Source organism: Curtobacterium sp. L6-1 (assembly GCF_018885305.1).
GTDB classification, from domain to species: Bacteria; Actinomycetota; Actinomycetes; order Actinomycetales; family Microbacteriaceae; genus Curtobacterium; species Curtobacterium aetherium.
On record NZ_CP076544.1, the window covers coordinates 806,369 to 825,409 of the forward strand.

Genomic DNA, 19,041 nt, shown 5'->3' on the forward strand with positions numbered 1-19,041 from the left:
GGGCCGTTGTTTCGCGCGCCGATCCCCCCACCCCGGCGCGGAGGGAGAGAGTTCCGTGCGATTCGTCCTGGCGATCGTCAGCTTCGTCATCGGGGTGCTCCTCGTCGGTCTCGGCGTCGGGCAGCGGACCGTGTTCGCCCCGCCGACCTCGATCGTCGCGGCGACCAGCGGCACGAGCTCGGCCCCGGTGACCGTCATCCCGGGCGACGTCCTCAACGCCAACCCCGGGTACCAGCGCATCACCATCTCGGGGTCGGACGAGGTCTTCGCCGCCTACGGCAAGACGACCGACGTGGACGCGTGGATCGGTGACGCCGCCCACACGACGCTCCGGTACGACGCCGAGGACGGGTCGCTCGTGGGACGCACCACCGGCAGCGGCACGGACGTGCCGGACCCGAAGGGCAGCGACCTCTGGTACCAGGAGTACGACGACGCCCGGCAGTTCACCGTGCGGCTGCCGTCGGACGTGTCCCTCGTGGTCGCCGGCGACGGCTCGGACGCCGCTCCCGCGGACGTCTCCGTGACCTGGCCGCGCGACACCGCCACCCCTTCGGTCGGCCCCCTGCTCACCGTCGGCGGACTGTTCGTCCTCGGCGGCCTCGTCCTGCTCGTCTGGGCGTTCCTGCACCAGCGCCGGTCGCGCGGTCCCCGTCGTCGGAGCGGTGGTGGCCGTCCGCCGCGCGTCCGCGCCTCCCGTCGTGCCGCGGCCGCCGGTGCCCAGGTACCCGCACGCAGCCGGCGCGGCCGGCGCTCCCTCGTGGCCGTGCCGGTGCTCGTCGCCGGCGCGCTCGTGCTGAGCGGTTGCTCATCCGACTACTGGCCGCAGGGCGGGGACGCGGGCGCGACCCCGACGCCGACCGCCTCGGCCACGGGCGCTGCCGCGGCGGACCCCTCGACTGCTGCGACCAAGCAGCAGATCGCCCGGATCGTGACCCGCGTGGCCGAGGTCGCGAAGAAGGCCGACTCGCGCAAGGACGCCGACCTCGCCGAGACCCGCTTTACCGGTCCCGCGCTCGAGCTCCGCAAGGCGAACTACGCCATCCGCGACGCCGACGACGAGGCCAAGCCCCTGCCGGAGATCTCCGCCGCCGACGTCTGCGTCGCCCTCCCGCAGCAGACCGACACCTGGCCGCGGACGGTGTTCGCGGTCGTCGCCGCGGACTGCTCCGACAAAGAGACCGCACCGCAGGCCCTGACGCTCGTGCAGCCGGACGCCCGGTCCGACTACAAGGTCGAGTACGCCGTCTCGCTCGAGGCCGACGCGCAACTGCCGTCGCTCGCCCCGACGTCGGTCGGTGCCGCGCAGCTCGCCCCCGACTCGAAGCTCCTGACCCTCGCGCCGGACGAGGTCGCGGCCGCCTACGCCGACATCCTGTCCAAGGACAGCGAGAGCGCGTCGGCCGACCTGTTCGCCGGCGAGGGCGACGACCTGCGGTCGCGCATCGGCAAGTCCTACAAGGACGACAAGGCCGAGAAGCTCCCGGACACCGCGGAGATCGAGTACACGTCCGAGGTGCCCGAGGACACCGCGCTCGCGCTCGCGACGAACACCGCCGGCGCGCTCGTGTCCGTCGACCTGAACGAGATCGAGAAGGTCACGCCGACGGCCGACGGTGCCGAGGTCAACCCGAGGGAGCGGTCAAGGCCCTCTCCGGCGTCGACTCCAGCACGAAGGGCGTGACGGCGACGTACGGCGTCCAGTTGCTCTTCTCCGTGCCTCCGGTGGGCTCGGACGACAAGATAGAACTCCTCGGGTTCACCCAGGGCCTGATCGCAGCGAGTGAGGTGCAATGACCAACGTCCCCCCGACCCCGTCCAGCTTGCGTGGAGCGGTCGACCTCTCGTCCCTCGTCGACCGGGCGCAGCGTCCGCAGCAGGGCGCCGCGCCGACGACCGGTTCCGCACCGGCCGGTGACCCGGCGACCGGCGGGTCGACGTCCGGCGCGGGTGACGGCGTCCTCAGCGTCCCGTCGCTCGTCATGGACGTCACCGACCAGAGCTTCCAGGACATCGTCCAGCTCTCCACGGTCGTGCCGGTCATCGTCGACATCTGGGCCGAGTGGTGCGGGCCGTGCAAGCAGCTCTCGCCGGTGCTCGAGCGCCTGACCGAGGAGTACGCCGGGCGCTTCGTGCTCGCCAAGGTCGACGCGGACACCAACCCGCAGCTCGTGCAGGCGTTCCAGGCGCAGTCCATCCCGACCGTCGCCGCGGTGATCGGCGGGCGCCCGCTCGGGCTGTTCGTCGGTGCCCTGCCCGAGGCCGAGGTCCGCGACGTCCTCGAGCAGGTGCTCCAGGCCGCCGAGCAGAACGGGGTCACCGGACGCGTGCAGGCCGACGACGCCGGTGCCCCCGTCGACGCAGCCGAGCAGGGCGAACCGGAGCCGGAGCCGCTGCCGCCGCACCACCAGGCCGCGTACGACGCGATCGAGCGTGGGGACTACGCCGCGGCCATCGCCGAGTACCGCACCGCCATCGCGCAGGACCCGCACGACCAGATGGCGGTCGCCGGTCTCGCGCAGGTGTCGCTGCTCGACCGGCTCGCCGGCCGGACCGCCGACGACATCCGTGCCGCGGCCGGTGCCGGTCCGTCGGACGTCGCGGCGCAGCTCGCCGTGGCCGACCTCGACGTCAGCGGTGGGCACGTCGAGGACGCCTTCGGACGCCTGCTCGACCTCGTGCCGACGGTGATCGGCGACGACCGCGAGGCCCTCCGGGTCCGCCTGGTCGAGTACTTCGAGCTCATCGGCGTCGACGACCCGCGCGTCGTCGCGGCGCGCCGCCGCCTGGCGAACGCCCTGTACTGACGGTCCGACGGTGGCGACCGGTCGACGGTCGCGACCCCACGACGGACGGGAGGCCCGGTACCAGCTGGTACCGGGCCTCCCGTCCGTCGTGTCGCCGGTCCGGCGCTACTGCGCCAGCCGCAGCCAGACCGAGCCGAGCGGCGGGACCACGAGGTTCGCCGAGGCGGGCCGTCCGGCCCACGGGACCTCCTCCGCCTGCACCGACCCGAGGTTCCCGACACCGGAGCCACCGTAGGCGGCGGCGTCGGTGTTGAGGACCTCGTCCCAGGTACCGGCGGTCGGCAGGCCGAAGCGGTGCTCGACCGGCACGCCCGAGAAGTTGACGAACACGGCGATCCGCTCGTCCCCGGCCTTGCGGAGGAACCCGAGGGTGGCGTGCGGCGCGTCGCCGCTCTCGAGCCACTCGAAGCCCTCGGGGGAGCCGTCGTGCGTCCAGAGCGCCGGAGTGTCCTTGTACACGCGGTTCAGTTCGGCGACCAGGTCCTGCACGCCGCGGTGTCCCGGGTCGTCGAGGAGCCACCAGTCGAGACCGTTCGCCTCGCTCCACTCGGAGGGCTGCGCGAACTCCTGCCCCATGAACAGCAGCTGCTTGCCGGGGTGGGCCCACATGAACGCCAGGTAGGCGCGGACGTTGGCGAGCTTCTGCCACTCGTCACCGGGCATCTTGCCGTAGAGCGACCCCTTGCCGTGCACGACCTCGTCGTGGCTGATCGGCAGGGTGAACTGCTCGCTGAAGGCGTAGACGAACGAGAACGTGATCTCGTCGTGGTGGTACGAGCGGTAGGCAGGGTCGCGCTCCACGTACTGGAGCGTGTCGTGCATCCAGCCCATGTTCCACTTCTGGCCGAACCCGAGACCGCCGGCGCTCGTCGGCTGCGTGACGCCGGGCCACGAGGTCGACTCCTCGGCGATCATCACGATGCCCGGGTAGCGCTTGTACGCGGTCGCGTTCGTCTCCTGCAGGAGCGAGATCGCCTCGAGGTTCTCACGGCCGCCGTGCACGTTCGGCAGCCACTCGGTCCGGGAGTAGTCGAGGTACAACATCGACGCCACGGCGTCGACGCGGAGGCCGTCGATGTGGAACTCCTCGAGCCAGTACAGCGCGTTCGCGACCAGGAAGTTGCGCACCTGCGGCTGCCCGAAGTCGAACACGTAGGTGCCCCAGTCGAGCTGTTCGCCGCGGCGTGGGTCCGGGTGCTCGAACAGGGCGTACCCGTCGAACTTCGCCAGCGCCCACTCGTCCTTGGGGAAGTGCCCGGGGACCCAGTCCATGATGACGCCGATGCCGGCCGAGTGCAGGCGGTCGACGAGGTACCGCAGGTCGTCGGGCGAGCCGAAACGTGCCGTCGGCGCGTAGTAGCCGGTGACCTGGTAGCCCCACGAGCCGCCGAACGGGTGCTCGGCGAGCGGCAGGAACTGCACGTGCGTGAAGCCCGTGTACTGCACGTGGCCGATGAGGTCGTCGGCCACCTCGCGGTAGCTGAGGCCCGGACGCCACGAGCCGAGGTGCACCTCGTAGACGCTCATCGGACGGTCGTGCGTCGTCGCGGTGGCCCGCTCGGCCATCCAGCGGGCGTCGCCCTCGGACCAGGTGTGGTGCGCGGTCGTGATCACGGACGCGGTCAGCGGCGGCACCTCGGTGCGGCGGGCGAACGGGTCGGCCCGCTCCACCCAGCCGCTGTCGGTGAGGATCTGGAACTTGTACCGCTGGCCCTCGAGGGCGCCCGGCCAGAACAGCTCCCACACGCCGAGGTCGTTCAGGCGGCGCATCGCGGTGGTGCGGCCCTCCCAGCCCTCGAAGTCGCCGATCACGCGGACGGCCGTGGCGCGGGGGGCCCAGACGGCGAACGCGACGCCCTCGACACCGTCGACGGTCTGCACGTGGGCGCCGAGGTGGTGCCAGAGCTGCTCGTCGCGACCCTCACCGAACAGGTGCAGGTCGAGTTCGCCGAGGGTCGGCGCGAAGCGGTAGGCGTCGTCGGTCGTCCAGGTCTCGTCGCCCTCGTAGTCGGCCTCGACGCGGTAGCGGCCGAGCTCGCCGACCGTGGCACCGGCCCAGACGCCCTCGCCCTCGTGGCGGAGCTCGACGTCGTCGCCGTCGGGGCGGACGACGCGGACGGCCGTCGCGAGGTGCCGCACGACGCGGACGCTCGTGCCGCCGTCGACGGGGTGCGGGCCGAGGACGTCGTGCGGCTGGGACCAGCGGCCCTCGGCCACCTGCTGGCGGATCCACTCGTCGACCGGGCCGGGGACCGGCTCGGTGACCGCGGTGGTGGTCGCGCCGGCCGGGACGACCGCGTCGGTGGACGCCGGCCGGGAGGCGCTGGTCGGCTCCGGCGCGTCGGCCGACGCCCCGTCCGCAGCCGGGACGGCGGGGGCCGCCGGGGCCTGCGGTGCAGCGGGGGTCTGCGGTGCAGCCGGTGTCTGCGGTGCCGTGGGGGTGGCCGGCACGGAGGCCGGGTCGAGGCCGCCGGCGAGCGTCGCCGACTCCGGGACGTCCCGCGAGGGGGTCTCGCTGCGGGGCGCGGGAGCGCCGGGCAGGTCCTCGCCGGGCGCCGAGGTGCGCGGTGCGACGCGGGCGCCGTCCGGTGCGACGTCGTCCGCCGCGGTACGGCGGGGGAGCGCGGGCGGGGGCGGCGGGACCGGCGGCAGGCCGGGACCGCGTCGGGGCGAGCCGGCGGCAGGGGTCTGCTCGGGTGTGTTCGGGTCGGTCATCGGTGCGGTCCTTCCACGACGAGCAGGTGCACGGGCTCCTGGAAGGCATCCAGGCGCACGTAGTTCGAGGTCCCCCAGGTCCAGCGGGCACCGGTCACGACGTCACGGACGTCGAACAGGGTGCCGGGCTCGAGGCCGAGGGCGGTGAGGTCGAGGTGCACGGTCGTCTCCCGCGAGGAGTGCGGGTCGACGTTCGCCACGACGATCACGGTGTCGTTCCGGCCCGAGCGGTTGTACTGCCCGGGCAGGTGCTTCGAGTAGACGACGATCGCGTCGTCCTCGGCGGTGTGCACCGTGGTGTTGCGGAGCTGGCGGAGCGCGGGGTGCGCCGAGCGGAGCCGGTTGAGCATCGTCACGTACGGAGCCAGGCTCGCGCCCTCGGCCTCGGCGAGGGCGAAGTCGCGCGGCTTGTACTCGTACTTCTCGTTGTCGATGTTCTCCTCGGACCCCGGACGGGCGACGTCCTCGAAGAGCTCGTACCCCGAGTACATGCCCCAGGTCGGCGCCCCCGTGGCGGCGAGGGCCGCGCGCACTTTGTAGCCGGCACGACCGCCGTACTGCAGGAACTCGGTGAGGATGTCCGGCGTGTTCACGAAGAGGTTCGGGCGCAGGTACGCGCTCGTCTCGTGGGAGAGCTCCTCGAAGTACGTCTCGATCTCCTCCTTCGTGTTCCGCCACGTGAAGTACGAGTACGACTGCTGGAACCCGGTCTCGGCGAGTGCCCGCATCATCGCCGGGCGGGTGAACGCCTCGGCGAGGAACACCGTGTCGGGGTGCTCGTCGCGGACCTCGCGGATCACGCGCTCCCAGAACCACAGCGGCTTGGTGTGCGGGTTGTCGACGCGGAAGATCTTCACGCCGAACGTGATCCAGTGCCGCAGGACGCGCAGCACCTCGGCGACGAGGCCCTCGGGGTCGGTGTCGAACTGGATCGGGTAGATGTCCTGGTACCGCTTCGGCGGGTTCTCCGCGGTCGCGATGGAGCCGTCGGCGCGGACGGTGAACCACTCCGGGTGCTCGGTGACCCACGGGTGGTCGGGGGAGCACTGCAGCGCGAAGTCGAGCGCGACCTCCATGCCGGTGTTCTTCGCCGTCTCGACGAAGTCGCGGAAGTCGTCCTCGGTGCCGAGGTCGGGGTGGATGGCGTCGTGCCCGCCCTCGGGACCGCCGATGGCCCAGGGGCTGCCGGGGTCGCCGGGTCCCGCGGTCAGGGTGTTGTTCGGACCCTTGCGCGCGGTGGTGCCGATCGGGTGGATCGGCGGCAGGTACACGACGTCGAAGCCCATGCGGGCGACGGCGGGCAGGCGGCGGGCCGCGGTGCGGAAGTCGCCGCTCTTCCAGGAGCCGTCGGGGTTGCGCTTCGCGCCCTCGCTGCGGGGGAAGAACTCGTACCAGGCGCCGACGCCGGCGCGGGTGCGCTCGACGTCCAGCAGCTGCGTCGCGGAGTGGGTGCGGAGCGAGGTGAGCGGCGACTCGGCCAGCTCGGCGACGATGCGCGGGTCGTCGACGGCGGCGAGCCGTTCGGCGGGGTCGAGGTCCTCGTCACGGACGCGGGCGGCGGCGCGGGCGGCCGCGGGGGAGCCCGTCTCGTCGGCGAGTCGCTCGAGGAGTGCTGCGCCGTCGAGGAGCGTCGCCTCGGTGTCGACGCCGGCGGCGATCTTCAGCCGTGCGCCGTGCACCCAGCTGGCCCAGTCGTCGGCGTACGCCTCGACGTGCCACTCGACGACGCCGACGCCCTCGACCTGCACGGTCGCTTCGTAGCGGTCGGTGCCGGGGGCGGCGAGGGTGAGCGGGACGGTGCGCGTCGCGCCGTCGGGTCGGACGAGGACGAGGTCGGCGCCGATGACGCCGTGCCCCTCGCGGAAGACGGTCGCACCGAACGTGATCACCTCCCCGTCGAAGCCCTTGCCCGGGAAGCCGTTCGGCGTCGTCGGGGCGAGTTCGGTGATCGGGATGCGCCCGATCTTCGGACGCCGGGGTCGGTCTGCGGTGGCCACGGAGCAGACGCTACCCGGCTGGGCCGTCCGTGTTCCCCGGGAAGCGTGTCGGGCCTCCCGGCCGGACCGTGCGGAGCGCGGTCGGTCAGACCACGTCGAAGACGTGGATGCCGGGTCCGTAGGCGGTGAAGACGGTGCCGGCCGGGCGGTGCCGGTCGTGGTCGCGGTGCTTCTCGCTCGACCACGCCAGCCGGTAGGCGAACACGTCCTCGCGCGTCGGCAGGACGAGGTCGCGGGTTCGGCCGCTGCCGTGCACGACGACGAGGACCCGGTCGTACGGCTCGTGCTCGGGCGTCGACTCGACGAAGTACTGCAGCGCCCGGTGGATGGGCTGGTCCCAGCCCTCGGCGGTCATCGGACCGCCGTCCGGCCCGTACCAGGTCATGCGCGAGGCCGAGGGGGTCGTCTGCCCGGGGACACCGAAGCGCGAGGGGCGGAGCGCGGGGTGGGCAGCGCGGAGCCGGGTGAGGGTCGCGACGGCCTCGGTCATCGACTCGGCGTCCTCGTCGTCCGACCAGTCGACCGGCGTGAGGTCGTCCGAGACGACGTACGCGTTGTTGTTGCCGTGCTGGGTGCGGCTGCGCTCGTCGCCCGCGGTGATCATCGGCACGCCGGCGGACAGCAGCACGGTGGCCATCAGGTTGCGCATCGAGCGGCCGCGGGCCGCCCGGACGCCGCGGTCGGTCGTGTGCCCCTCGATGCCGTGGTTGAACGAGCGGTTGTCGTTCGAGCCGTCGCGGTTGTCCTCGCCGTTCGCCTCGTTGTGCTTGCCGTCGTACGACACCAGGTCGTGCAGGGTGAAGCCGTCGTGGGCGGTGACGAAGTTGACACCGGAGAGCGGACCGCGCTCGGTGCCGAACAGGCCGCTCGACCCGGTCAGGGCGCCGGCGAGCGCTCCGATCCCGGTGTCCGGGGCGCCCCGGCGTCGTTCGTCGGCGATGTCCTCGAGCCAGAACTTGCGGACGGTGTTGCGGAACCCGTCGTTCCACTCGAGGGTGCGGGCACCGAACGAGCCGGTGCGCCAGCCGTCGGGGCCGACGTCCCACGGCTCGGCGATGACGAGCGTGTCCTGCAGGTCGGGGTGCGAGCGGATGCGGTCGAGCAGCGGGTGGGCCGGGTCGAAGGCGTGGTCGGCGTCGCGCGCGAGCGAGGCCATGAGGTCGAAGCGGAAGCCGTCGACCTGCACCTCGCGCGCCCAGTAGCGCAGGCTGTCGACGACGAGGTCCGCGGTGGCCTCGACCGAGGTGTCGAGCGTGTTGCCGCAGCCGGTCGTGTCGTAGTAGGTGTCGGCGTCGGACCAGCGGTATCGGGCGGCACCGTCGATCCCGCGGAGCGAGGACGTCGGGCCGCCGAGTCCCTCTTCCGCGGTGTGGTTGTAGACCACGTCGAGCACGACCTGGATGCCGGCCTCGTGCAGCAGCCGCACCATGCCCTTGAACTCGCGCAGGACACCGTCGGCACCGGCGGCGCGGGCGGCGGCCGAGGCGTGTCCGGCGTGCGGGGCGAAGAACCCGAGCGTGTTGTAGCCCCAGGCGTTCTCGCGACCGGCCTCGCGCAGCCAGCGCTCGGTGTCGAAGGCCTGCACGGGGAGGAGCTCGAGGGTCGTGACGCCGATGCGTCGAAGGTGCGCGATCGTGCTCTCGTGTGCGACCCCGGCGTAGGTGCCGCGGAGGTCCTCCGGCACGGCGGGGTTCGCGGCGGTCAGCGTCCGGACGTTCGCCTCGTACACGACGACGCGGTCGAGCGGGACGGCCGGCTTGCCGACGCCGCCCCAGTCGAAGCCGCCGTCGACGACGACGCTCGTCCAGCGGGGGCGGGCGGGTTCCGTGTCGGGACCGTCCGTCTCGCCGTCGCCCTGCGTGCCGTCCTGCCCGTCGGACGTCTCGGGCCCGCCGCCGGCGTCGGGCGTCGTCGCGACGATGCCTCGGGCGTACGGGTCGAGCAACGGCCGGGTCGGGTCGAACTCGTGCCGGGGCCCAGACGGGCCGTCGACGAGCAGGTGGTAGGTGTCCCCGACCTGCACGCCGGGTGTCACCGCGCTCCACACGTCGCCGTCGCCCTGGCGGGTCAGCTCGAAGCGCCCGCGGCCGTCGACGACCACCGCCGCCGAGGTCGCCGACGCCGACCGCAGCGTGAACCGCGGGTCGCCGTCGTCGAGCCGGAAGCCCGGAGTGGTCTCGATCGCCGTCTCGTACACGCCCCCAGGGTACGAGGACAGCCGGGTATCCTGAAAACGCTCCACGAAGGGAACCCCGTGCCCGTCTACCTCGACCACGCTGCGACGACCCCGATCCTGCCCGAGGCGCTCGCCGCGTTCACCGCCGCGCTGGGCACGGTCGGCAACCCGTCGTCGATCCACAGCGCCGGGCAGCGGGCCCGCATGCTGCTCGAGGACGGGCGGGCGAACGTCGCCGCCTCGCTCGGCGCCGACCCGGTCGAGGTCGTGTTCACCTCGGGCGGCACGGAGAGCATCAACCTCGCCGTGAAGGGCCTGTTCTGGGCCAGGCAGCGCGATCGTCGACGACCCCGGATCGTGGTGCCGGCGGGGGAGCACCACGCGACCGTCGACACGGTCGAGTGGTTGGAGCGCCACGAGGGCGCCGTCGTCGACGTCGTCCCGCTGGACGCGCAGGGTCGCGTCGACCTCGTCGGCCTGGAGGCGCGTCTCGCCGCCGCCGACGACGTCGCCCTGGTCACGTTCCTGTGGGCGAACAACGAGGTCGGCACGCTGCAGCCGGTCGAGCGCATCGTCGGACTCGCGCACGCCGCGGGCGTCCCGGTGCACAGCGACGCGGTGGCCGCCTACGGGCAGGTGCCGATCGACTTCGCCGCGTCCGGCCTCGACGCGATGAGCGTGTCGGCGCACAAGATCGGCGGACCCGTCGGCGTCGGGGCGTTCGTGCTCGGGCGGCGGGCCGTCGTCGAGCCGCTCATCCACGGCGGCGGGCAGCAGCGCCAGGTGCGCAGCGGCACGCAGGACGCTCCCGCCGCGGCCGCCTTCGGGGTCGCCGCCGCCGCACCGCGCGCCGACGTCCGACACCTCCGCGACCGGTTGGTCGACGGGGTCCGGCGGGCCGTGCCGACCGCGCGGCTCATGGGGGACCCGGACGACCGGCTGCCGGGCAACGCGCACTTCACGTTCCCGGGCTGCGAGGGCGACTCGCTGCTGTTCCTGCTCGACGCGGCCGGGGTGGCGGTGTCGACGGGGTCCGCGTGCCAGGCGGGGGTGCCCGAGGCCTCGCACGTGCTCCTCGCGATGGGGCTGAGCGAGGACGACGCCCGCGGTGCGCTCCGGATCACGCTCGGGCACACCTCGACCGACGCCGACGTCGACGCCTTCCTGGCGGCGCTGCCGGACGCGGTGGCGCGTGCGGGCAGTGCGGGCATGGCGTCCCGCGAACCCTCGCTCGGTCGCTGAGCGCGCCGGGAGGGCCCGGTCCGCCGGTAGGATCGGGGACCATGGTCGAACTGGACATCAGCGAGCAGATCGCCGCCCTGCGCGTCACCTTCGGGAACATCCGCTCGGTGGTGGACGTCGACCGGCTCGAGCGCGAGATCGCCGAGCTGAGCGAGCAGGCCGGGGCGCCCGACCTCTGGGACGACACCGACCACGCCCAGCAGGTGACGAGCGCGCTGTCCCACCGCCAGGTCCAGCTGAAGAAGCTGACCGACACCGAGCAGCGCCTCGACGACCTCGAGGTCCTGGTCGAGATGGCGAACGAGGGCGAGGACCAGGAGTCCGCCGACGAGGCGGTCGCCGAACTCGCCGCGGTCACGAAGACCATGGGCGAGCTCGAGGTGCAGACGCTGCTCGACGGCGAGTACGACGACCGTCCCGCGGTCATCACGATCCGAGCCGGGGCCGGTGGCGTCGACGCGGCCGACTTCGCCGAGATGCTCATGCGGATGTACCTGCGCTACGCCGAGCAGCACGACCTGAAGACCACCGTGATGGACACGTCGTACGCCGAGGAGGCGGGCATCAAGTCGGCCACCTTCGAGGTCGACGGCCCGCACGCGTTCGGCACGCTGTCGGTCGAGGCCGGAACACACCGCCTCGTCCGCATGTCGCCGTTCGGTGCCGCGGGGAAGCGTCAGACCTCGTTCGCCGCGGTCGAGGTCATCCCGCTCATGCCGGAGACCGCGGTCATCGACATCCCCGAGAACGACATCCGTGTCGACGTCTTCCGGTCCTCGGGCCCGGGCGGGCAGTCCGTCAACACGACCGACTCCGCCGTGCGCCTGACCCACCTGCCGACCGGCACCGTCGTGTCGATGCAGAACGAGAAGTCGCAGATCCAGAACCGTGCCGCCGCCATGCGCGTGCTGCAGTCGCGCCTCCTGCTCCTCAAGAAGGAAGAGGAGAACGCGAAGAAGAAGGAACTCGCCGGCACGATCACGGCGAGCTGGGGCGACCAGATCCGCAACTACGTCCTCGCGCCGTACCAGATGGTGAAGGACCTGCGGAGCGAGTACGAGGTGAACAACCCGTCCGCGGTGTTCGACGGCGACCTCGACGGCTTCATCAACGCCGGCATCCGCTGGCGCAAGCGTCGCGACGAGGACTGACCTGAGCGAGCCCACGGGTTCCTGAGCCGCGCGCCTGGAGCACGATCACCGGAACGCGACCTACCCTGATCCGGTCATGATCAAATTCGACCAGGTCACCAAGGTGTACTCGGGCAACCCGAGCCCCGCCCTCGACAACGTCACCCTCGAGATCCTCAAGGGTGAGTTCGTCTTCCTCGTCGGCGCGTCCGGCTCCGGGAAGTCGAGCTTCCTCCGGCTCGTGCTCAAGGAGGAGAAGCCGTCGCGCGGGCAGATCCACGTGCTCGGACAGCGCCTCGGCGCGCTGTCGTCCCGGAAGGTGCCGTACTTCCGCCGCAACCTCGGCGTCGTGTTCCAGGACTTCCGACTGCTGCCGAACAAGAACGTGTTCGACAACGTCGCGTTCTCGCTGCAGGTGATCGGCAAGAGCAAGGGCTTCATCAGCGAGTCCGTCACCGACGTGCTCAAGCTCGTCGGGTTGTCCGGCAAGGCCACCCGCATGCCGCACGAACTCTCCGGCGGTGAGCAGCAGCGTGTCGCCATCGCGCGCGCGGTCGTCAACAAGCCGGCGGTCCTGCTGGCCGACGAGCCCACCGGCAACCTCGACCCGACGACCTCGGCGGGCATCATGGCGCTCCTCGAACGCATCAACCAGGGAGGGACGACGATCCTCATGGCCACGCACGACGCCAGCATCGTGAACCAGATGCAGCGCCGGGTCATCGAGCTCGCCGGCGGCACCGTCCTCCGCGACGAGCAGGCCGGCGGCTACCAGACCCAGGCCCTGCCCATCCAGCGCGGTGGCGTGTCGAACACCACGGGCATCCAGACGATCCCGGGGCTCATCCGATGAGGCTCGGACTCGTCCTGGCCGAGGCCGGCTCCGGTCTCCGCCGGAACGCCTCGATGGTGGTCTCCGTCGTCCTGGTGACCTTCATCTCGCTCACGTTCGTCGGTACCGCGATCCTGCTGCAGATGCAGATCAACCAGATGAAGGGCTACTGGTACGACCGCGCCCAGGTGGCCGTGTACCTGTGCACCGACACCGACACGACCGGCAACTGCACCGGGGCGAAGGCGACCGACGACCAGCGCGCGCAGATCCAGCAGCAGCTCTCGTCGTCGACCCTCAAGCCGTACATCGAGAAGGCCTACTTCGAGGACCAGCAGGACGCGTACACGCGCTTCAAGCAGCAGTTCAAGGACTCCCCGGCGACCGAGTTCGTCAAGCCCGAGTACCTCAACGAGACCTTCTGGGTGAACCTGAAGAACCCGTCGCAGGCGGACGTCCTCGTCGAGAGCCTGTCGAAGGTCGCGGGCGTGCAGAGCGTCGTCGACCAGCGGGGCTACCTGCAGCCGATCTTCAACCTGCTCAACGCCTCGTCGTACACGGCCATCGGCATCGCGGCCCTCATGCTCATCGCGGCGGTGCTGCTCATCGCAACGACGATCCGGTTGTCGGCGTTCTCGAGACGCCGGGAGCTCGGCATCATGCGGCTCGTGGGTGCGTCGAACCGGTTCATCCAGACACCCTTCGTGCTCGAGGGCGTGATCGCCGCGACGGTGGGCGCCGTGCTGGCCGGTGGTGCGATCCTTGCCGTCGTCTGGTTCTTCGTCCGCAACTACCTGACGAAGCGGTTCACCGGTACGGCCTTCATCGGCATGGACGACGCGGCCGTGGTCGTCCCGGCGGTGATCGTCGTCGGCGTGGTCCTGGCCGCGGTCTCCGCGTCGATCGCGATCCGCCGGTACCTCAAGGTCTGACCCGGTACGGCACGCCGGACACGGACGGGCCCGCACACCTCGGGAAGGTGCGCGGGCCCGTCCGTGTTCGATAGGCTGAGCGGCTCGCACGCAGCGAGCACGGGTGATCGAGGAGGAGTCGGGCATGGCGAAGGAACGCGGAGAGAAGGTCGTCGCGACGAACCGTCGGGCGCGCCACGACTACCTGATCGAGGACACGTACGAAGCCGGCATGGTGCTCAGCGGCACCGAGGTGAAGTCCCTGCGCGAGGGCCGTGCGTCGCTCGTCGACGGGTACGCGTTCGTCGACGCGGGTGAGGCCTGGCTCGACGCGGTGCACATCCCCGAGTACACCGAGGGCACCTGGAACAACCACGCGCCCCGTCGGAAGCGCAAGCTGCTGCTGCACAAGCAGGAGATCGTGAAGATCTCACACAAGACGTCCCAGGGCGGCTACACCCTGGTGCCGATGAAGATCTACTTCCACGACGGTCGGGCCAAGGTCGAGATCGCCGTGGCCAAGGGCAAGCGCGAGTTCGACAAGCGCCAGGCCCTGCGCGAGAAGACCGACAAGCGCGAGGCCGAGCGTGCGATGCGCTCGCGCAACCGTCTCGGCGAGTGACCAGCCGGACCGACTAGCGTGGAACGTGTTCGGTCGGTAGACTGAACAGCTGCCTCACCCGGGTGATCCGGATGCGGCTTGGCAACTCAACAGCGTGACAGCGGTTCGCACGACGGCCTGCATGGGGATGATCGGTTTCGACATTGCCTGTGTGCCGACGGGAAGCGGGCCGAGGACCCACGGTCATCTCGTCAACGATCCGTGGAAAACAACAAGTGCCAATTCCAAGCGCACTGACTTCGCTCTCGCTGCGTAAGCAGCCCAGCACATGAAGTCCGTCGGCCAGGTGATCGTTCCCTAACCTGAGTCCGGCGTCATCAGGGGGACTTGCTGCGCGGTCGTGCCTCAGGGCCGTGCGGGACTTGCACTGAGACTGGGCCCGTCGTCCGAGAAGCCGGTAGCAACGGACGGGGCCGAGCAGAACGAACATCCGGATACGCCCGTAGAAGACGTCGAATTGCAGCGATGGACGGGGGTTCGATTCCCCCCATCTCCACCACCTGCCGATCGTCGGACCGCTGTCACGTGAGTCGCCACAGAACGCCCCGCTCGGTCCCCGGACCGCGCGGGGCGTTCTGCGTGTGGCAGCCCGTCGATGACGCGAGCGGTCGGCACCGTCCGTGGAGCTACCGGGTGCCAGGACTACGGTCGGTGGCACGACGTCGCGTCCCGTCGGCGTCGCCCCGAGCGAGAGGTACACCGTGCAGGAGATCGCGATCCGAGTCCGTCTGCGAGAGCAGGACCGTCTGGGTCTGGCCGAGTACGAGCGCATCGTCGGCTCGGTGGCCTCGGTCGCTGCTGTGGTCGCCTGGCTGCCGACGCCGGACGCGCGGTTGGTGCTGCGCGGCCGCGGTGCCGAGCCGGTGCGCCTCGAGACGATGTCCTACGGGTCGGTGTTCGAGATGCTCGTCGTGATGGACCAGCGGAACCCCGGGGTCGAACGGGCTGCTGCTGCGGTCGCGGCGCTGCTCGAGTCGGTCCGCCACGAGCACGTCGAGGACGACGTCGCCGGGATCGCGGGGGAGCTGGACCGGCTCGACCGCTCCGCGCCGCGCGGGCGTTCGGTGCCCGAACGGGCGCTGCGGACCTTCCTGGAGGGGGCCCGTGCCGACGCGCTGGCCCGTCGGTCGACGACGCGACTCCGGGCGGCGCAGGCGCTGCTCCGCCTGGCCGAGGACGGCGCCGAAATCGTCGTCGAGCGGGTCGAGGACGCCCTCGCGCCGGTCGTCGAGGAGCAGGCGGTCGACGTGCTCGCGGACACCGGGTCCGTCGTCGTGGTCGAGCCCGTCGACGGTGTCGAGTCCGCGGACGTCCCGTCGGCACCCGCGCCGCTCGCGGCCGAGCCGACGGAACAGGACGCGAAGCAGTCGGATGTGCAGCAGGGCAAGGAGAAGGACGCGAAGAAGAAGTCCGACAAGAAGAAGTCGGACAAGAAGAAGTCGGACAAGAAGTCGGACAAGAAGAAGTCGGACAAGAAGTCTGACAAGAAGAAGTCGGACAAGAAGAAGGACGCGAAGAAGAAGGACGCGAAGAAGTAGCCCGAGACGAACGAGTCCGGCACGGAGCACGAGGAGCCCCGAGGGGTGCGGCGGCGTCAGAAGTCGAAGAGGTTCGCCCGCAGACCGCCGTCGCCGTACTCCCGCCGCAGGATCCCGCGCTGCCGCAGCACCGGCACCAGGTCGCCGAGCATCCGGTAGACCTGCGCCGGGTGCAGGTCACCGGACAGGATCACGCCGTCGTTGTCCGCGTCGGCGCCGAGCTCCTCGATGAAGTCCGCGAACTCCTCCGCCGTCCCGACGAAGCCGGACCGGTCGGCGACCCGGCCGAGTCGTGCCTTCCGGGTGAGCAGTTCGCGGAGGGGTGCGTCGGGGGTGTCGCCGAGCAGCCCCCGGATCGTCCCCGTGGACACGTGGTCGGCGAACGTCCCCGCCGGGATCGGCGCATCGAGGTCGAGCGCGAGCAGGTCCGTCTCGGCGTCGCTCGACCAGGCCGTGGCCGCGGTGCGCAGGTCCTCGTCGGACGGGTGGCGGGAGGCCTCGACGATGCGGTCCGCCTCGGCCGTCGAGGACACCACGACCGGCTTGAGGACGAACAGGACACGGACGTCCGCAGCGGTGCGACCGGCGAGGGCTGCCGCGTCGTGCACCCGCCGTCGGTAGGCGGACACGGCCGCGGCGGACAGGGGTGCGAGGGCGAGCTGGACGTCGGAGTGCGTGCCAGCGAACCCGAGCCCCCGTCCGGAGCCGCCGGGGGAGACCACGACGGGGTCGCTCGCGAGCGGCAGAGCGTTGAGCGGGCCGGCGGTGCGGAAGTGCTCTCCCTCGTGAGTGAAGGAGTCGAGACGGGAGCCGTCGGCGAAGTGCCAGTCCGACTCCGAGCCGACGTACCCGGAGCCCCACGAGTGCCAGAGGCGCCGGAGCAGCCCGACCCACTCCTCGGCGCGGTCGTAGGCGGCGTCGTGCGGCAGCGGGTCGAGTCCGGCGTGCCGGGCACTCCCGACGTCGGTGACGACGTTCACGCCGAGCCGGTCGGAGGACAGGTGCGCGAGGGTCGCGAGCTGCCGGGCGGCCAGGTACGGCGGGGTCACCCCGGCGTTGACGGTCGGGGCGATGCCGATGTGCCGGGTCGCGGCGAACAACCACGGCGCGAGCAGGAGCGGGTCGTGCTTCGGGCCGCCGTACGCCTGCCGGATGCGCAGGTCGAGGGTCGCCGGGTCGCCGAGTGAGATCGCGTCCTCGGCGATGACGAGGTCGAACCCGGCGTCCTCGAGTGCGCGGACGGACTGCTGGTACAGGTCCGGCTTCGTCCAGTCGTGGCCCCAGTGCCAGTCCGCCCGGCCCCACGCCTGCGGGCCGAACCCCCGTGAGAAGAAGTACCCGACGTGCTGCGGGCGCCCCATCAGCGCGCCCCGGCCGCCGTCGGAACCGCCCCCGAGACCGGGACCGCCGCCGGGACCGCCGCCGAGACCGGGAGCGCTGCCGGGACCGCTCCTGCGACCGCCTCTACCGCCTCCGGCACCCACGCGGAGGCGGAGGTCGGGAGGCCGAGGGCGGTGCCGGTCGTGGCGGGGGCGGGGCGCGCCTCCCGGTCGGTCCCCGCCAGCTCGCGGACGGCGGCGAACCCGCGTTCCAGGTCGCGGACCAGGTCGGCGACGTCCTCGATGCCGACCGACAGGCGCACGAGCCCGTCGTCGATGCCCTGGGCGGCGCGCTCCTCCGGCGTGCGTCCAGCGTGCGTCGTGGAGGCCGGGTGCAGCGCGAGCGAGCGCACGTCGCCCAGGTGGGTCATCCGGCTGAACAGCTCGACCGCGTCGATGAAGGCGTGCGCGGCGGGCTCGCCGCCGGCGAGCGTGAAGGCGAACACCGAACCGGCGCCGCGCGGCAGGTAGCGCCGGGCGAGGTCGTGGTACGGACTGGAGGCGAGACCGGCGTGGTCGACGCTCGTCACCTCGGGCTGCGCCTCCAGCCAGGTGGCGACCGCCAGCGCGTTCGCGACGTGGCGTTCGACGCGCAGGGACAGGGTCTCGATGCCCTGGCGCAGCAGGAACGCGTTGAACGGCGACGGTGTCGGGCCGACACGGGCTGCGACGACGTCCCGGGCGTAGGCGATGAACGCGCCGCGTCCGTACCGGTCGGTGTGGCTGGCACCGCCGAGGGCACGGTCCGCCTGGGTGAGGTGCGGCCAACGCTCGGGGTTCGTGGTCCAGTCGAAGCGGCCGCCGTCGACGACCACCCCGCCGAGCCCGGCACCGTGTCCGGAGAGGAACTTCGACGCCGAGTGCACGACGACGTCCGCGCCGTGGTCGACGGGGCGGACGAGGTACGGCGTCGCGAGGGTGTTGTCGACGACGAGCGGTACCCCGGCGCGGTGCGCGACCTCGGCGACGCCGGTGATGTCGAGCACGTCGTTCTTCGGGTTCGGGATCGTCTCGGCGAAGAACGCCTTCGTCTCCGGGCGGACGGCTGCGGCCCAGGCGTCGAGGTCGCGGGCGTCGGTGACGAAGTCGACGGTGATGCCGAGCCGTCCGAGGTTCTGCAGGAGCAGGCCGCGGGTGCCCTCGTAGATGCTCGCCGCGCTGACGACGTGGTCGCCGGCGCCGAGCAGGCCGAGGAAGGCGACGGTGGCCGCCGCCTGGCCGCTGCCGACGAGGATCGCCTCGGCGCCGTGCTCGAGCAGGGCGATGCGCCGCTCGACGTCGGCGTTCGTCGGGTTCCCCAGGCGCGTGTACGTGTAGCCGTCGTCGGTGCCGGCGAAGCGGTCGCGGGCCTGGGCGGCGTCCTCGAACAGGAAGCCCGAGGACATGTGGATCGCCGGGACGCGTGCGCCGTGCGCGGTGTCGGGCAGGAAGCCGCCGTGCACCTGCTCGGTCGTGAACCCGCGTTGCTCGTCCATCCGCTGCGCCTCCCGTGCTGTCGTCGTGGCCGGTACTCTCGCAGGCCCGGTGCGGGGGCGGGGCGAATGCGGCGTCGCGTTACGGCGTGCGCGGGTGCGGAGCGGGCTCGGAGCGCGGGGGGAGCGGGTGCGGAGCAGGCCCGGAGTGCGGGCGCGGAGCAGGCCCGGAGTGCGGGTGCGGAGCGGGCTCGGACGGGACCGCGTCGGGCGTCGGGCG

Annotated in this window: 13 protein-coding genes and 1 other RNA gene; 9 read left to right on the forward strand and 5 right to left on the reverse strand. The window is 71.9% G+C overall.

Annotated features, from left to right (window positions below):
* The first annotated feature begins 55 nt into the window (after positions 1-55).
* Together KM842_RS03810 and KM842_RS03815 are read left to right on the forward strand one after the other, a co-directional pair.
* Positions 56-1,684: a DUF8094 domain-containing protein gene (locus KM842_RS03810; protein ID WP_216261084.1), complete on the forward strand. Its 1,629-nt coding sequence runs from the start codon at positions 56-58 to the stop codon at positions 1,682-1,684.
* Between the two features lie 109 nt (positions 1,685-1,793).
* Positions 1,794-2,807 carry a tetratricopeptide repeat protein gene (locus KM842_RS03815; RefSeq protein ID WP_216261086.1) on the forward strand — a complete coding sequence of 338 codons (1,014 nt, stop codon included), beginning with the start codon at positions 1,794-1,796 and terminating at the stop codon, positions 2,805-2,807.
* 105 nt (positions 2,808-2,912) lie between these two features.
* Here KM842_RS03815 and glgB read toward each other — a convergent pair whose 3' ends face one another.
* The 3 genes from glgB to glgX all read right to left on the reverse strand — a co-directional run bounded on the left by glgB (position 2,913) and on the right by glgX (position 9,716).
* The gene (gene glgB, locus KM842_RS03820; RefSeq protein WP_253206237.1) at positions 2,913-5,522 is read right to left on the reverse strand and encodes a 1,4-alpha-glucan branching protein GlgB; all 2,610 of its coding nucleotides are present in this window, start codon (positions 5,520-5,522) and stop codon (positions 2,913-2,915) included.
* The gene (locus tag KM842_RS03825; protein ID WP_253206238.1) at positions 5,519-7,519 is read right to left on the reverse strand and encodes a maltotransferase domain-containing protein; all 2,001 of its coding nucleotides are present in this window, start codon (positions 7,517-7,519) and stop codon (positions 5,519-5,521) included. The genes glgB and KM842_RS03825 overlap by 4 nt, the downstream gene beginning before the upstream one ends.
* Positions 7,520-7,604: 85 nt before the next feature.
* Positions 7,605-9,716, reverse strand: coding sequence for a glycogen debranching protein GlgX (glgX, locus tag KM842_RS03830; protein ID WP_216261088.1), 2,112 nt, complete (start codon positions 9,714-9,716; stop codon positions 7,605-7,607).
* 57 nt (positions 9,717-9,773) lie between these two features.
* Between glgX and KM842_RS03835 the strand changes: the two genes are divergently transcribed.
* The 7 genes from KM842_RS03835 (at position 9,774) to KM842_RS03865 (ending at position 15,970) form a co-directional block, all read left to right on the forward strand.
* Entirely contained in the window at positions 9,774-10,937 is a 1,164-nt protein-coding gene (locus KM842_RS03835; protein WP_216261089.1) for a cysteine desulfurase family protein, read from the forward strand.
* 41 nt (positions 10,938-10,978) lie between these two features.
* The gene (prfB, locus tag KM842_RS03840) at positions 10,979-12,088 is read left to right on the forward strand and encodes a peptide chain release factor 2 (protein ID WP_216261091.1); all 1,110 of its coding nucleotides are present in this window, start codon (positions 10,979-10,981) and stop codon (positions 12,086-12,088) included.
* A 76-nt stretch (positions 12,089-12,164) separates the two neighbouring features.
* Complete coding sequence (gene ftsE, locus KM842_RS03845) at positions 12,165-12,920, forward strand: cell division ATP-binding protein FtsE (protein WP_216261093.1); 756 nt, start codon at positions 12,165-12,167, stop codon at positions 12,918-12,920.
* The gene (gene ftsX, locus KM842_RS03850) at positions 12,917-13,831 is read left to right on the forward strand and encodes a permease-like cell division protein FtsX (RefSeq protein WP_216261095.1); all 915 of its coding nucleotides are present in this window, start codon (positions 12,917-12,919) and stop codon (positions 13,829-13,831) included. Before ftsE ends, ftsX begins: the two co-directional genes overlap by 4 nt.
* Positions 13,832-13,955: 124 nt before the next feature.
* Positions 13,956-14,432, forward strand: coding sequence for an SsrA-binding protein SmpB (smpB, locus tag KM842_RS03855; protein WP_216261097.1), 477 nt, complete (start codon positions 13,956-13,958; stop codon positions 14,430-14,432).
* 123 nt (positions 14,433-14,555) lie between these two features.
* Positions 14,556-14,931, forward strand: a transfer-messenger RNA (tmRNA) gene (gene ssrA / locus KM842_RS03860).
* 202 nt (positions 14,932-15,133) lie between these two features.
* On the forward strand, positions 15,134-15,970 hold the full coding sequence (locus KM842_RS03865) for a hypothetical protein (RefSeq protein WP_216261099.1): 837 nt from the start codon (positions 15,134-15,136) through the stop codon (positions 15,968-15,970).
* Between the two features lie 56 nt (positions 15,971-16,026).
* Here the strand turns inward: KM842_RS03865 and KM842_RS03870 are convergent, their stop codons facing one another.
* Together KM842_RS03870 and KM842_RS03875 are read right to left on the reverse strand one after the other, a co-directional pair.
* On the reverse strand, positions 16,027-17,331 hold the full coding sequence (locus KM842_RS03870) for an LLM class flavin-dependent oxidoreductase (RefSeq protein WP_216261101.1): 1,305 nt from the start codon (positions 17,329-17,331) through the stop codon (positions 16,027-16,029).
* A complete protein-coding gene (locus KM842_RS03875; protein ID WP_216261103.1) occupies positions 17,331-18,824 on the reverse strand; it encodes an O-acetylhomoserine aminocarboxypropyltransferase/cysteine synthase family protein in 1,494 nt (497 codons plus the stop codon). Before KM842_RS03875 ends, KM842_RS03870 begins: the two co-directional genes overlap by 1 nt.
* Between the last annotated feature and the right edge of the window lie 217 nt (positions 18,825-19,041).